The 14,066-nt window shown below is 68.2% G+C and carries 18 protein-coding genes; 12 read left to right on the forward strand and 6 right to left on the reverse strand.

Features of this window, described 5'->3' with window-relative positions; all coding sequences use genetic code 11:
• Window positions 1-26 precede the first annotated feature (26 nt).
• Window positions 27-215, reverse strand: coding sequence for a hypothetical protein (locus EV646_RS12720; RefSeq protein ID WP_132147987.1), 189 nt, complete (start codon window positions 213-215; stop codon window positions 27-29).
• A gap of 26 nt (window positions 216-241) precedes the next feature.
• Here EV646_RS12720 and EV646_RS38845 point away from each other — a divergent pair, with 26 nt between their 5' ends.
• From EV646_RS38845 to EV646_RS12730, 3 genes are read left to right on the forward strand one after another with little or no spacing between them, the layout of a single operon-like run.
• Window positions 242-403 (forward strand): hypothetical protein, encoded by a 162-nt coding sequence (locus tag EV646_RS38845; protein WP_158290954.1) that lies wholly within the window; start codon window positions 242-244, stop codon window positions 401-403.
• A gap of 9 nt (window positions 404-412) precedes the next feature.
• On the forward strand, window positions 413-1,633 hold the full coding sequence (xseA, locus tag EV646_RS12725; protein ID WP_132147988.1) for an exodeoxyribonuclease VII large subunit: 1,221 nt from the start codon (window positions 413-415) through the stop codon (window positions 1,631-1,633).
• A complete protein-coding gene (locus EV646_RS12730) occupies window positions 1,630-1,845 on the forward strand; it encodes an exodeoxyribonuclease VII small subunit (RefSeq protein ID WP_132147990.1) in 216 nt (71 codons plus the stop codon). The genes xseA and EV646_RS12730 overlap by 4 nt, the downstream gene beginning before the upstream one ends.
• Before the next feature lie 80 nt (window positions 1,846-1,925).
• Here the strand turns inward: EV646_RS12730 and EV646_RS12735 are convergent, their stop codons facing one another.
• A complete protein-coding gene (locus EV646_RS12735) occupies window positions 1,926-2,552 on the reverse strand; it encodes a TetR/AcrR family transcriptional regulator (protein ID WP_132147992.1) in 627 nt (208 codons plus the stop codon).
• Window positions 2,553-2,592: 40 nt separating this feature from the next.
• Here EV646_RS12735 and EV646_RS12740 point away from each other — a divergent pair, with 40 nt between their 5' ends.
• Window positions 2,593-3,192 carry a flavodoxin family protein gene (locus EV646_RS12740; protein ID WP_132147994.1) on the forward strand — a complete coding sequence of 200 codons (600 nt, stop codon included), beginning with the start codon at window positions 2,593-2,595 and terminating at the stop codon, window positions 3,190-3,192.
• Window positions 3,192-3,512, forward strand: coding sequence for a DMT family transporter (locus EV646_RS12745; RefSeq protein WP_132147996.1), 321 nt, complete (start codon window positions 3,192-3,194; stop codon window positions 3,510-3,512). The genes EV646_RS12740 and EV646_RS12745 overlap by 1 nt, the downstream gene beginning before the upstream one ends.
• 4 nt (window positions 3,513-3,516) lie before the next feature.
• Here EV646_RS12745 and EV646_RS12750 read toward each other — a convergent pair whose 3' ends face one another.
• The gene (locus tag EV646_RS12750; protein WP_132147998.1) at window positions 3,517-4,200 is read right to left on the reverse strand and encodes a nucleotidyltransferase family protein; all 684 of its coding nucleotides are present in this window, start codon (window positions 4,198-4,200) and stop codon (window positions 3,517-3,519) included.
• A 182-nt stretch (window positions 4,201-4,382) separates the two neighbouring features.
• Window positions 4,383-5,021, reverse strand: coding sequence for a DUF4245 domain-containing protein (locus tag EV646_RS12755; protein ID WP_132148000.1), 639 nt, complete (start codon window positions 5,019-5,021; stop codon window positions 4,383-4,385).
• 68 nt (window positions 5,022-5,089) lie between these two features.
• Between EV646_RS12755 and glpX the strand changes: the two genes are divergently transcribed.
• From glpX to EV646_RS12770, 3 genes are read left to right on the forward strand one after another with little or no spacing between them, the layout of a single operon-like run.
• Window positions 5,090-6,124 carry a class II fructose-bisphosphatase gene (gene glpX, locus EV646_RS12760; protein WP_132148002.1) on the forward strand — a complete coding sequence of 345 codons (1,035 nt, stop codon included), beginning with the start codon at window positions 5,090-5,092 and terminating at the stop codon, window positions 6,122-6,124.
• Window positions 6,121-7,062: a carbohydrate kinase family protein gene (locus EV646_RS12765; protein WP_132148005.1), complete on the forward strand. Its 942-nt coding sequence runs from the start codon at window positions 6,121-6,123 to the stop codon at window positions 7,060-7,062. Before glpX ends, EV646_RS12765 begins: the two co-directional genes overlap by 4 nt.
• Window positions 7,062-7,532, forward strand: coding sequence for a hypothetical protein (locus tag EV646_RS12770; protein ID WP_132148007.1), 471 nt, complete (start codon window positions 7,062-7,064; stop codon window positions 7,530-7,532). Before EV646_RS12765 ends, EV646_RS12770 begins: the two co-directional genes overlap by 1 nt.
• A gap of 36 nt (window positions 7,533-7,568) precedes the next feature.
• Here EV646_RS12770 and EV646_RS12775 read toward each other — a convergent pair whose 3' ends face one another.
• Entirely contained in the window at window positions 7,569-8,237 is a 669-nt protein-coding gene (locus EV646_RS12775) for a FadR/GntR family transcriptional regulator (protein ID WP_199236957.1), read from the reverse strand.
• A 187-nt stretch (window positions 8,238-8,424) separates the two neighbouring features.
• Here EV646_RS12775 and EV646_RS12780 point away from each other — a divergent pair, with 187 nt between their 5' ends.
• A complete protein-coding gene (locus EV646_RS12780) occupies window positions 8,425-9,753 on the forward strand; it encodes a 2-isopropylmalate synthase (RefSeq protein ID WP_241995862.1) in 1,329 nt (442 codons plus the stop codon).
• Entirely contained in the window at window positions 9,741-10,583 is an 843-nt protein-coding gene (locus EV646_RS12785) for an ABC transporter ATP-binding protein (RefSeq protein ID WP_132148009.1), read from the forward strand. The genes EV646_RS12780 and EV646_RS12785 overlap by 13 nt, the downstream gene beginning before the upstream one ends.
• A 578-nt stretch (window positions 10,584-11,161) precedes the next feature.
• Here EV646_RS12785 and EV646_RS12790 read toward each other — a convergent pair.
• The gene (locus tag EV646_RS12790; protein WP_241995864.1) at window positions 11,162-11,779 is read right to left on the reverse strand and encodes a DUF1707 SHOCT-like domain-containing protein; all 618 of its coding nucleotides are present in this window, start codon (window positions 11,777-11,779) and stop codon (window positions 11,162-11,164) included.
• Window positions 11,780-11,906: 127 nt separating this feature from the next.
• Between EV646_RS12790 and EV646_RS12795 the strand changes: the two genes are divergently transcribed.
• Window positions 11,907-12,194: a hypothetical protein gene (locus EV646_RS12795; protein WP_132148013.1), complete on the forward strand. Its 288-nt coding sequence runs from the start codon at window positions 11,907-11,909 to the stop codon at window positions 12,192-12,194.
• Window positions 12,195-12,293: 99 nt separating this feature from the next.
• Window positions 12,294-13,958 (forward strand): fumarate hydratase, encoded by a 1,665-nt coding sequence (locus EV646_RS12800; protein ID WP_132148015.1) that lies wholly within the window; start codon window positions 12,294-12,296, stop codon window positions 13,956-13,958.
• The last annotated feature ends 108 nt before the right edge of the window (window positions 13,959-14,066 follow it).

The raw sequence follows: 14,066 nt of genomic DNA on the forward strand, positions 1-14,066 counted from the left end.
CTCCTTCGGGAGGTGTTTCCAGTGCTTCAAGGATGCGGCCGAAACGCCTTGTCCGCAAAGGATTTTCCGGCCGCCCACTCCCGGACCGCCGCGAAGTCGGCCGCCGTCAGCCCAGTACCCGCGTCCACGCGATAAACCAGCTGATGGTCGCCGAAGTACGCCTGATCGTCCCGGCACACCTCGTCGTCCACCCAGACGAACGGGCGGTCGCCCACCCATTCAGCGACGTACGGCGTCTTCCATGAGCCTGACCCCACCGGCGACCGCGACGGCCACACGATCACCGTTGCTGCTGTATCTGACGGTGGGCGGGTTCATGCTCGAGCAGTTCACGCTGCCCGGCGTACTGCCTGACGGCTTGCTGGAGAAGGTCATCCCACGGATTGTCGGCGCGGGGTCGTAGGGTCTGGGGGTGGCTCTAGAGACCTCGCCGGATGCGCCTGCAGCCGTTCGCACGATCGCGAACGGCATCGCGAGCTGGATCAACCAGCTCGGCGCGGTGTGGGTCGAGGGCCAGTTGACGGATGTGTCGATCGGGCGCGGTACGACGACGGTGTTCGGCACTCTGCGCGATACAGACGCGGACATCTCGTTGCGGTTCACCTGCAACCGGCGGGTGTTCGAGGCGGTCGATCCACCGGTCACCGACGGGTCCCGCGTGGTGGTGAACGCGAAGCCCAACTTCTTCGCCCGCCGCGGCACCCTCGCGCTCGCGGTCAGCGAGATCCGGCACGTCGGCATCGGCGAACTGCTCGCCCGGATCGAGCGGCTCAAGCAGCTGCTCGCGGCCGAGGGACTGTTCGCGTCGTACCGGAAGAAGCCGCTGCCGTTCCTGCCGCACACGATCGGGCTGATCTGCGGGCGCGACTCGGCGGCCGAGCGCGACGTATCCGAGAACGCGAAGCGTCGCTGGCCTGCGGTCGCCTTCCGGATCGAGTACGCGTCGGTGCAGGGGCCGGCGGCGGCCGGTGAGGTGATGACCGCGCTGCGGAAGCTGGATGCGGACGAGTCGGTCGAGGTGATCGTGATCGCGCGCGGCGGTGGTTCGCTGGAGGACCTGCTGCCGTTCTCGGACGAAGGGCTGATCCGGGCGGTGTCGCAGGCGCGGACGCCGGTGGTGAGCGCGATCGGGCATGAGCCGGACTCGCCGCTGCTGGATCTAGTCGCGGATCTACGGGCGTCGACTCCGACCGATGCGGCCAAGCGGATCGTGCCCGACGTGCGCGAGGAGCTGGACGGCGTACGCCTGCTGCGGGAGCGCGGGTTGCGGGCGATCAGGAGCTGGCTGGAGCGCGAAATGCATGCGCTGGCGGCGATTCGGAGCCGGCCGTCGCTCGCGGCGCCGGTGACGGATCTGCAGCGCCGGTCCGACGAGGTCGCTGCGCTGGTCGAGCGGAGCCGACGGACGCTGACGCATCGGCTGGATCGCGCGAGTGACGACATCACGCACCGATTGGCGAGCGTACGCGCGTTGTCGCCGAAGGCAACGCTGGAGCGTGGGTACTCCGTGCTCCAGTTGGCCGACGGGACCGCCGTACGGGAAGTGGCGCAAGTGGCGCCGGGCGATCTGCTGCAGGCGCGGGTCAGCGACGGCCGATTCGCAGTCGAAGTCAAGTCCGAGGAGAACACGTGAGCGGCGACCGACCCGAGATTTCCTACGAACAGGCCCGGGAGGAACTCGTCGAGGTGGTCCGCAAACTCGAGGCCGGCGGCACCACCCTCGAGGAGTCCCTGGCTCTGTGGGAACGCGGCGAAGAACTCGCCGCCACCTGCCAGCGCTGGCTCGACGGCGCCCGCGAACGCCTCGCCAAAGCCCAAGCCGCCCACGAAGAAAAACCCAACTGACCCACACGATCCGCCCCGGCCCGCCCTCATCGTCGTCCAGAAGCTGATCGCCACCGACGTCGTGACGATCAAGGGCGAGTTCAAGCGCCGCTGAGCAGGCCGGTCACGACCGCGCGGAGGCCGGTCTTCATGCGGTCCAGGTCGAACCCTTGCTCGCGGAGTGCGTTGTGCAGGTCCGCGGCGAGCGGCGCCAGTACGACGTGAGCCGTGTAGTCCGCATCGAGATCCGGGCGGGCCTCTTCGATCAGGTGCGCCAGGTGGCGGTGCCAGAGGTGGTAGGAGCCGATGCGGTAGCGCGCGCCGCCGGATGCGTTCTCGCTGTCCATGAACAGCTCGACGTGACGGTCGAGCAGCTCGAGGTAGGCATCCAGGAACGCCGTCACCCGGTCGGCCGCGGGAGCACCGGGACCGAGCGGGGGCGGCCCAGTCAGGATCTTGGCCTGCAACTCCTGCTCACGCTCATCCAATAAAGCGACCGCCAGGCCGGCCCGGTCGCCGAAGCGGCGGAAGACCGTGCCTTTACCCACTCCAGCCGCGGCTGCGATCGCGTCGAGGGAGACGTTCTTGACGCCATGCTCGGTGAACAGGCGATCGGCAGCCTCCAGCACCCGCAGTCTGTTCCGCCGGGCGTCCGCACGCTCGGGGCGTGGTTCACCCAGAATGGGCAGTTGTTGCGAAGCGGACTGCGGTCCGGTACTGTCGCTCATAAGACGGACTGTAGTCCGGTAAAGACTCTGGAGGAAGCACATGAGCAACACTCCCGCCCGGATCGCGGTCGCCTACCATTCCGGCTACGGCCACACCGCTCGCCAGGCTGAGGCAGTCGCCGCAGGCGCATCGTCGGTTTCAGGAGCCGTCGCGGACCTGGTCCCGCTCGACGAACTCACCGACGAGGTCTGGGACCGGCTGGCCGCCGCGGACGCGATCATCTTCGGCGCACCGACGTACATGGGCAGCCCGAGCGCGGTGTTCAAGGCGTTCGCGGAGGCGAGTGTGAAGGTCTGGGCCGCCGACCTCGGCTGGCGGGACAAGATCGCCGCCGGGTTCACCAACTCGAAGGCGATGTCCGGCGACAAGCTGAACAGTCTGGTCGACCTCGCCGTGTTCGCCACGCAGCACGGGATGATCTGGGTCGGCCTGGACCTCTACCCCGGCTGGGCCGAGAGCACCGCGAGCATCGAGGACCTCAACCGGCTCGGCAGTTGGCTGGGTGCGATGGCGCAGTCCGACGCCGACCTGTCCGCGGAGAAGGCGCCGCCGGCGACCGACCTGCGGACCGCGGCCGCGCTCGGCGCCCGGGTCGCGACTGTCACGCTGCGGCATCTGAGAGGAGCGCTGGCGGCCTGATGGCGTGGTTGGTGCTGCTCGCGGCGGCGGCGTTCGAGATCGCGTTCGCCCTGAGCCTCAAGCCGAGTGAGGGTTTCAGCCGGCTCTGGCCGACGGTCGGCGTACTGGTCTTCGGCGGGATTTCCGTTGTCTTGCTGGCGAAGACGCTCGACCGCCTTCCCGTCGGTACGGCGTACGCGGTGTGGACCGGGCTTGGGTCGATCGGCGTCGTCAGCCTCGGCATCGTGCTCTTCGACGAGCCGCTCACACCCGCCCGCCTGGCCTGCATCGCGCTCATCGTCACCGGCGTCGTTGGGCTGCGGCTGGTGGGCGCGGAGTAGCGACTCAGGGGGCTGCGCGGTGGCGCCGGTGTGCGCCGCGGGTTGCCAGTGGGGTGGGGTGCGGCGAGTCATCGAAGGCGCCTGGAGTGATGGCGCCGCGGGCCGGGCTGTAGCCGGAGACGAGGCTGCGGTAGTCGTCCCAGGTCTCGACCCGCAGCGGAACGTTGCCTATGGCATCGACCTGGGTGACCGGGTAGCGGCTCAGCTCGATCAGTTCCCAGAGGTCGGCGTCGCTGCGGAGCTGCCGCAGTTCGCCGAACAGCTCCCGGCCGAACCAGCACGGGTTCCCGTGGCCGTCGTCGTACCGGCTGACTCCGATCGGGGTGGCCGGTCCGGCGACCTCGGCGACCAGCGACCACACCGTGGCGGACGTCACGCCCGGCTGGTCGCCGAGCAGCACCACGATTCCGTCCGTACGGCGGTCGATCGCGTCCATGGCGGGCACGATCGACGAGCTGCCGGTGTCGGCGTGCGGCGACTCGACCACCCGCACGCCGTCGAGGTTCACCCGGTCGTGGATCTGCTCGGACGCGCTGCCCAGCGTCACGATCAGCTGGTCGAAACCGCACTCCCGGGCGGTGTCCAGCGACGCTCCGAGCAGGGTGTCACCGTGATAGGACAGCAATTGCCGTGGTACGCCGAGATGCGGAGAACTTTCCGCGGCCAGCAGCAGCCCCGTGACGAACATGCTCGCATCAACCCCTGACCTGGGCCGTCGCCAAGTGGCGGCGGGGCGGGGTACGAAGGAAATACAGCAACGCAAGCTCCCTCTGCTGATTTCCCCGAGCGCATCAATCAAGCCGAAGAATCGATGGAACCGCGCAGCTACCTCAGGTGTCAACGACCGTCCGGAACGTGGTCAGGAATTGATCAGCGGAGCACCGAAGCAAACGCTTCAAGGGCCGGATAACCGGCGTCTCCGACCACGATCGTGGTGGCGCCGGAACCCACCAGGACCAAGGCGTTCTCGCCCTTGCGGTCGAGCAGCACCTTGCGCTGCCAGGTGACGCCTTCGACGGTCGCCGTACCGTCGTCGGACGTGCGGCCGAGTTCTTCGGACTGGAATTTGGCGCCGGTCACGTTGGACTGTTCCAGGCCGACGTATTTCTTCTCGTTCGTGACAACGCCCAGATGCCAGGTGTTCGGACTCTGTTCGGGCGTACGGAATTCCACGCTGGTGGCGGTCCAGCCGGCCGGCAGCGGGTCCGGCCCACGAACCCAGGGCGCCACCTTCTTCGCGTCCTCGAGTTGCGCGGTGTACTCGACCGCTTTGATCGTCTCCTGCTTCGGCCGCCAGGTGACGATCATCAGGAACGCGACCACCACGAAACAGGCCAGCAGCGCCCAGACCATATTCTTCAGCGTGCGCGCCTTGGCCCGGTCCTTGCGGTTCTGCTCCCGGTAAGCGATTGCCTCTGCGCGCGCCCGGGCCTTCTCCCGCGCTTCCGCCGCGGCGCGGGGATCCTGCGCCGCGGAATCGGTCTGCGGACCCTGACCTGTGGAACTCATGCACACAGTGTCTCGCGATGCCGAATGCGCCGGATCACCCAGGTCGGCGGTTGGCTACGATCCCTGGCATGAGCGACCCGACCACCCCACCTGCCCATCTCGAGGTCGAGGCGGACGCGCCCGACCGGAACCTGGCCCTGGAACTGGTCCGGGTCACCGAGGCCGCGGCGATGGCGGCGGGCCGCTGGGTCGGCCGCGGCGACAAGAACGGAGCCGACGGCGCGGCGGTGAACGCGATGCGCACCCTGATCGGCACGGTCGGGATGAACGGCGTGGTGGTGATCGGCGAGGGCGAGAAGGACAACGCCCCGATGCTCTACAACGGCGAGCAGGTCGGCTCCGGCGACGGCCCGGACTGTGACGTCGCGGTCGACCCGGTCGACGGTACGACGCTGGTCGCGAAGGGCATGAACAACGGCATCGCGGTGATGGCGGTGTCGGCGCGGAACGCGATGTACGACCCGTCCGCGGTGTTCTACATGGAGAAGCTCGTGGTCGGCCCGGAGGCGGCCGAGGTGGTCGACATCCGGCTCCCGGTCGCGGAGAACATCCGCCGGGTGGCGAAGGCGAAGGGCTCGACGGTCGACGACGTGACCGTCGTACTGCTGGACCGGCCGCGGCACGAGGAGCTCGCGACCCAGATCCGGGCCACCGGTGCGCGGATCAAGTTCATCAGCGACGGCGACGTCGCCGGTGCGGTCGAGGCGGCCCGGCCGGACACCGGTCTGGACATGCTGCTCGGCATCGGCGGTACGCCGGAGGGCATCATCGCCGCCTGCGCGATGAAGTGCCTCGGCGGGCTGATCCAGGGCCGGCTCTGGCCGCGGGACGACGACGAGCGGCAGAAGGCGATCGATGCCGGCCACGACCTCGACCGGGTGCTCAGCACCGACGACCTGGTCAGCGGCGACGACTGCTTCTTCGTCGCCACCGGGATCACCGACGGCGAGCTGCTGCGCGGCGTACGGTACGGGCGGTCCACGGCTCGCACGCACTCGCTCGTGATGCGCTCACGCTCCGGCACGATCCGCAGTATCGAGAGCGTCCACCAGCTGGCCAAGCTGCGCGCGTACTCCGCCATCGACTTCGAGCACGCGAGATGAGCGCACCCGTCCTCGTCGTCGGCGAGGCTCTCGTGGACATCGTCGGCGCCGCGGCACGCAGGAACGGCAACGGCAAGCCCAAGGCGACTCCGGGCGGCTCCCCCGCGAACGTGGCCGTCGGCTTGGCGCGTCTCGGCGTACCGACTGAGCTGGTGACGCGCTTCGGGACCGATGCGTACGGCGATCAGCTCGGCGCTCACCTGTTCGGCAACGGCGTCCAGCTGGCGCCGGGCTCGGTCGATCCGGGATTCAGGACCAGTACGGCGACCGCGACGCTGGACGCGGAGGGCGTCGCGTCGTACCAGTTCGACATCACCTGGGAACCGCCGACGCTGTCACTGACGCGCGGCTGTCCGGCGGTCCACACCGGGTCGATCGCGACAGTTCTGGAGCCGGGCGCGGAGGCGATCCACGCCTTCCTGAAGTCGGTGGCGGACCAGCCGGTGACGGTGACGCTCGACCCGAACGCGCGGCCGACGATCACGCCGGATCCGGTGTCGACGTGGTCCGCCGTACGGGAGCTGGCGGGGCTGTCCGACCTGGTGAAGCTGAGTGACGAGGACTGCGAGTTCCTGCGGCCTGGATTGTCGCCGGACCACATCGCGGCGGAGTTGCTGACCGTCGATCGGACGCAGTGTGTGGTGATCACGCGGGGCGGCGAGGGCGCGATCGGGGTCAGCCGGGATGCGCGGGTCGAGGTTTCCGCGCCTTCCATCCAGGTGGTCGACACCGTGGGCGCGGGTGATTCGTTCATGTCGGCGCTGATCGCCGGGCTGCACTCCCGCGAGCTGCTAGGCGCTCAACGGCTGGAAGGGTTGACCTCGGGAGACCTGCATGACGTCGTCGACTACGCGGTGAAGGCTGCGGCGATCACCTGCACGCGGCACGGCGCGGACCCGCCCACGGCTGCCGAGCACACGGCGACCTGGGGCGCGTGATGTCGGCCGACACCTGGACGGCCGAACTGGAGAGCAAGGGCAGTGTCGTCTTCCCGCCGCGACGCGGGCGACTCGTGATCAGGTTGACCGGCTTCGGACTGCTGATGGTGCTGTCCGCCTGGACAAACCTCGATCATTTGCGCAACGACGACATCTCCGGCGCACTCGGCGTACTGCGGCTGACCGCGCTCGCCGCCTTCGTCTACGGCACGGGTCTCACGCTGTGGCAGCTCATCGCACGCAAGCCGGCGGTCACCGTCGACGCCGAGGGCATCACGCGCGGCCGCAGCCTGCGCTGGTCCGGGATCACTGCCATCGACGACCCGGCCGGTCTGCCTGGCATCCGCACTGTGCAGATCCGTCCGGTGGATCGACGGACGCGACCGCTGACCATCGGTCAGGACAACGTCGAGGATCTCGACGCTTTCACGCCCTGGCTGCGCTCACTCCACAACTCGCACCGCGCCTAAGACACAGCTGCGCATCCTAGGATCCGGTCGCGCATCCTAGGACACCGTTGCCCGGACGGCGCTGAGATGTTCACGGGTGCGGGCCGTCGCCAGCTCTGGGTCGCGGTCGCGGATCGCGTCGGCGATCGCCTGGTGCGCAGCCTGATCGTGCCGGTGCCGATGGTCCTGGTCGAGCTTCAGCATGTCGAGCATCGCCCGCCGGATCCGCGGCACGAAGGTGTCGAACAGCTCCGTCAGTACGGCGTTGTGCGCCGCCGTGATCACTGCCCGATGAAAGGCCAGATCGGCCTCGACATACCAGTCGTCCGGTAGCTTCCCGGCCGCCTTCTCCCGGTCCGCGAGCGTGTACCGGAAGGTCTTCAGATCCGCCGGCGTACGACGAGACGCGGCCAGCCGGGCCGCCTCCGTCTCGATCGCCAGCCGCCCTTCCAGTACGTCGGTGATGTCGGCCCGGCGGAGCACCTGATCCCAGTCCTCCGACGCCTGCTGCGCGATGACGAACACCCCGGCACCCTGGCGGCTCTCGAGCACCCGGCGGCCGGCGAGTTCACGAACAGCCTCACGGATGGTCGACCGGCCGACGCCCAGCTGCGCGGCCAGGGTCGTCTCCCCCGGCAGCTTCTGGCCGATCGGCCACTCGCCGCTGCCGATCCGGCGCAGCAACTCCTCGGCGGCCTGCTCGGCGAGTGGATGACGGCGAATCACGGACTCAGTCTAATCGAGTTCTCAGGTCCTCAGCTTGTCTGAGGAGCTGATTCGGGTTAGCGTGGCGGCATGTCCTGGCGCCTTCTCCCTTCTTGGCCGCCACGGCGGGAGCTGATTCGACCGGCGCCCCGACCGTGGAGTGCCGTCGTACGCCGGTCTCGCTCTCGCCTTTCCTTGGAGACCCCAGATGGACTGGAACCGCCAGCAGCACTCCCCCATGCCCAGCCACCGCTACCGCGACATCTTCGCGAAGGTGCCGGTCGAGCCGATCGACCGCGTGTGGCCGGACCGCCGGATCACGACCGCGCCGCTCTGGGTGCCGGTCGACCTGCGCGACGGCAATCAGGCGCTGGCCGACCCGATGGATCCGTTGCGCAAACGCCAGTTCTTCGAGCTGATGGTTGCCATGGGCTACAAAGAGATCGAGGTCGGCTACCCGTCCGCCTCGCAGACCGACTTCGACTTCGTCCGGCTGCTGGCGACCTCCGAGCTGGTGCCGCCGGATGTCACGATCGTGGTCTTCACGCCGGCCCGGCCCGAGCTGATCGCGCGTACGATCGAGTCGATCGCCGGGATGCAGGGTGACGTCGTCATCCACATGTACACGGCGACCGCGCCGGTGTGGCGGGACGTCGTACTGCGTCGTACCCGGGAAGAACTGGCGTCGTTGGTGTACGCCGGAGCCGAGGAGATCTTGCGGTTGGCTCCGGCGAATGTGCGGTTCCAGTTCTCGCCTGAGGTGTTCAACCTGACCGAGCCGGACTTCGTGCTCGAGTTGAGTGACGGGCTGACGAAGCTGTGGGACGCGACGCCGGCGCGGCCGGTGATCCTCAACCTGCCGGCGACCATCGAGGCGGCGACGCCGAACGTGTACGCCGACCAGATCGAGTACATGCACAAGAACCTGCCGCGGCGCGACAGCGTGATCCTGTCCGTGCACCCGCACAACGATCGCGGGACCGGGGTCGCTTGCGCGGAGCTCGCCGTACTCGCCGGTGCCGAGCGGGTCGAGGGTTGCATCTTCGGCAACGGCGAACGGACAGGGAACGTCGACCTGGCGACATTGGCGCTGAACCTGCACGCGCAAGGCGTCGACCCGATGATCGACTTCTCCGACATCGACCGGATCCGCGAAGTGGTCGAGCACTGCACGCGGATGCCGATCCACCCGCGGCATCCATACGTCGGGGAGCTTGTGTACACGGCGTTTTCGGGCACTCATCAGGATGCGATCCGGAAGGGGTTCGCTTCTCGTGGGGAGGCTGAGTTGTGGGAGGTGCCTTATCTGCCGATCGATCCGGCCGATGTGGGGCGTGGGTACGAGGCCGTCGTACGGGTGAACAGTCAATCGGGGAAGGGCGGGATCGCGCATGTGCTCGAGTCGACGTACGGCGTGCGGCTGACGGCCGAGGAGGAGGTAGCGTTCGCGCGGCGGGTGCAACGGCACACGGATGAGACGGGTCGCGAGGCGACTCCGGCGGAGCTGAAGGAGTTGTACGACGCGTGCTCTCAGTGAAGGACGTCGACTTCGTCCGGGACGGCAAGCTGCTCCTCGATGGGGTGTCGTGGACGGTCGGTGCGGCTGAGCGCTGGGCATTGCTCGGGCCGAACGGCGCTGGCAAGAGCACGCTGCTCGGTCTGTGCGGCGCGATCACGCATCCCACCCGCGGCACCGTGGAAATCCTCGGCCGCCGCCTCGGCAGCGTCGACATCCGGGTGTTGCGCGAATCCATCGGTCATGTGAATCCGCGGCATCCGCTGCGCTCACCACTGACTCTGTTGCAGGTGGTGTTGACCGGCCTCACTGGGACCACCGAGCTGATGCTGCGCTGGCAGCCGACTCCAGCGCAGCGGACGCGAGCTCTCGAACTGATCGACCTCCTGAGAATCGGTCCACGCGCGGGTGACGCGTGGACCACCCTCTCCCAAGGCGAACGCGGCCGAGCCCTCATCGCCCGCGCGTTGATCAGCGATCCTGCTCTGCTGTTGCTGGACGAGCCATCCACCGGCCTGGACGTCGCCGCCCGCGAACAACTCCTCGAAACCCTGGACGTCGTCCACAGCACCCATCCCGAGCTGGCGTCCGTCCTGGTGACCCACCACCTCGAAGAACTCCCCACGTCGACCACCCACGCTCTGCTCCTCCGCGCCGGCCGCGTAGTCGCCTTGGGCGAGGCTCAGGATGTCTTGGTCAGTGCTTGGGTATCGCAGACCTTCGCCCACCCCATCGCGATCACTCAGGAGGAGGGCCGCTGGACCGCCCGAGCCCTGAACCGCCGACCAACCAGACAACCCATTCCGCCGGCGACACATCGGGCGGTCCACGGAGCCTCGGACGCGAGCTAGGCGTGGCGGACCACAACGCACAGGAGCTTTCCGGATGATCACTGCCACCAGGCGCAACTTATGTTCCGGAAACCGCAGTCACCAGCTGGGTTCAGCAGGTACGACGGCTTGTCGGGTGAGGGTGGTCATTGGGGACGCGAGGCCTCTGCTCCCTGCGGGTGCGGTGAACGCGTCGGTGTCGAAGGTTTCACGGGCGGCGTCGTACGGCTCGACGGCTCCGGGGGACGGCGCGCCGGGGCGCCACGCGCGGGGCGGACGGCACCTCCGACGCGGGCTAGCCCGCGCGACAGGTCCCTTTCCGGATGATTACTGCCGCGATGCGCCGACTATGTTCCGGAAACCGCAGTCACCAGCCGGGTTCAGCAGGTACGACGGCTCGTCGGGTGAGCGTCCTCGTCCTGGCCTGACGGCGGGACCTCTGCTCCCTGCACCTGCGGCGAAGGCGGTGGCGCGTCGGTGGCGAAGGTTGGACGGGTGGCGTCGTACGCGTCAGCCGCTCCGGGTTCCTGCAGGCGGGTGTGCCGCAGGGCGGCCCAGGAGGTGTGTGCTCACGTGCTGAGGTTATCGGCGCGTGGAGGTCAGCTGAGGCCGAGGCGTTTGGTTAGGCGGGGGCCTCGTTTGACTTTGATTTCGCCGAGGATGGCGGTGCCGCGGATATGGAACGTTTTGGGGCGGGTGTTGGGGTCGGGGGCGGCGGCGAGCGGGGCGGACTGTTCGGAGACGGAGCCGAGGATGGGGTTGCTGTCGAGGTGGACGACCGCGTTCTGCGGGACGCGGATCTTCACGTCGGCGAGGATGCTCTTCACGTCGACGTACACGTCGTCGTACGGGAGCTGAGCCTCGGTGTAGTCGAGCGTGACGTCACCCAGTACGGCGTTGACCTCTTGCCGCTGCGGCGCGAGCCAGGCCCCGGTGCGCTTGGTCTCCGACATGAACGCGCTGATCACCGGCCCCGTCTCGACCATGGCGCCGCTGTACTGCGGCTGCACGGCCGGCGGACGTGGGCCGTTCGGCAGGTCGGCGGTGAGTTCGACGAGTTCGCCGTACGTCTTGGAGGCGTAGAGCGTGTCCAGCCGGTCCTCGAGCTCGGTGTACGTCAGCCGCCCCTCGCCCGCGGCCTCCCGCAGTACGTCGGCGACCTCCTCCCGCTCCAGGTCCGACACCCGCCGCCGCATCGCCAGCTCGTCACCACTCACCGGCGCCGGCACCCTGTCCTGAGGAACCTCATCCTGAGCCACCCCAAAACCATACGCGCGCCCCAGGCCGCCCGCAGACAGGTTTCCCCCTGATCCAAACCCTGACTCAGACCTAATACTGTCCACCATGGACTGGAGTGCGGGACGCAATGGACGGGTGCTGGCCGGTGTTTACCTCGCCGGCTTCACCGCCAGCCTGATCGGCCTGGTGTGGACACTGGTGAACCAGCTGACCGGCGGAGGTGGGTCGCAAGAGGTGGTGGGAGGCGTCCTGTTCGTCGGTGGCCAACTGGTGATCTACGGGCTGGTGCGCGGGCTCATGCAACCGGGCGGTCGGAGAGACGCCGGGAGGCTTTGGAATCGGCTGGTCCTGGGCCGCGAGCTGGTGGGGGCGTGGCGGGCGTTGAGGAACTAAGGATTACCTGAGTTCGGGGTGAGACGGAGCTCGCGTTCGGGGGGTCGGCGGGGCGATCTAGGCTTGGGGGCTCAGACCACTTGCTTTGGAGGTACGACGGTGTCCGCCGACTTCAGCTACTCCGACTTGTTGCCGCTCGGAGCCGACGAGACGGAGTACCGGCTGCTGACGACCGAGGGCGTCAGTACATTCACCGCCGGCGACCGGACGTTCCTGCAGATCGAGCCCGACGTGCTGCAGGCGCTGACGGCCGAGGCGATGCACGACATCTCGCACTACCTCCGTACGGCGCACCTCGCCCAGCTGCGGCGGATCATCGACGACCCGGAGGCCTCCGGCAACGACCGGTTCGTCGCGCTGGACCTGCTGAAGAACGCGAACATCTCGGCCGGCGGCGTCCTCCCGATGTGCCAGGACACCGGTACGGCGATCGTGATGGGCAAGAAATCCGAGGGTGTACTCACAGGTGCGGTCGACGAGGAGTGGATCAGCCGCGGCGTGTACGACGCCTACACCAAGCTGAACCTGCGCTACTCCCAGATGGCGCCGCTGAACATGTGGGACGAGAAGAACACCGGCTCCAACCTGCCGGCCCAGATCGAGCTGTACTCGACGCCGGTGCACGGCGACCCGTCGTACAAGTTCCTCTTCATGGCCAAGGGCGGCGGCTCGGCGAACAAGTCCTTCCTGTTCCAGGAGACCAAGGCGGTGCTCAACCCGGACGGGATGATGAAGTTCCTGGACGAGAAGATCCGCTCGCTCGGGACCGCCGCCTGCCCGCCGTACCACCTGGCCGTCGTCGTCGGCGGCACCTCCGCGGAGTACGCGCTGAAGACCGCGAAGTACGCCTCCGCTCACTACCTCGACTCGCTGCCGACCTCGGGATCGCCGGTCGGGCATGGGTTCCGCGATCTCGAGCTGGAAGAGGAAGTCTTCAAGCTGACGCAGGACTTCGGGATCGGCGCGCAGTTCGGCGGCAAGTACTTCTGCCACGACGTGCGGGTGATCCGCCTGCCGCGGCACGGCGCGTCCTGCCCGGTCGCGATCGCGGTGTCCTGCTCGGCGGACCGGCAGGCGCTGGCCAAGATCACGCCGGAGGGCGTGTTCCTGGAGCAACTCGAGCGCGACCCGGCGCGCTTCCTGCCGGACACCACCGACGAGCACCTCGCCGACGACGCGGACGTCGTACGGATCGATCTGAACCGGCCGATGAGCGAGATCCGCGCCGAGCTGTCCAAGCTGCCGGTGAAGACGCGCCTGTCGCTGAACGGCCCGCTGGTCGTGGCCCGCGACATCGCGCACGCGAAGATCAAGGAGCGGCTGGACGCGGGCGAGCCGATGCCGTCCTACCTCCGCGATCACGCCGTGTACTACGCCGGTCCGGCGAAGACGCCCGAGGGGTACGCGTCCGGCTCCTTCGGGCCGACGACGGCGGGCCGGATGGACGCGTACGTCGACCAGTTCCAGGCGGCCGGCGGATCGTTCGTGATGCTTGCCAAGGGCAATCGCTCGGCGAAGGTGACGGCGGCGTGCAAGGAGCACGGCGGCTTCTACCTCGGCTCGATCGGCGGGCCCGCCGCACGGCTGGCGCAGGACTGCATCAAGTCCGTCGATGTCCTCGAGTACGCCGAACTCGGCATGGAAGCCGTCTGGAAGATCGAGGTCGAAGACTTCCCCGCCTTCGTCGTGGTAGACGACAAAGGCAACGACTTCTTCACCGACACCAAGAAACCAGTCCCCCTCACCGTCCGCCCCCGCAGCTGAACCACCTCGCGACTCGGAGAGCACGGTGGGTTTTGGGGTGGCGACACTCCGTTGTGGGGTTGGTGCTTGACGGGGTTGGGGGATCGCAGCACGCTCTGAAGCGGGGGT

This window comes from Kribbella antiqua (assembly GCF_004345665.1).
Classification (GTDB): Bacteria; Actinomycetota; Actinomycetes; order Propionibacteriales; family Kribbellaceae; genus Kribbella; species Kribbella antiqua.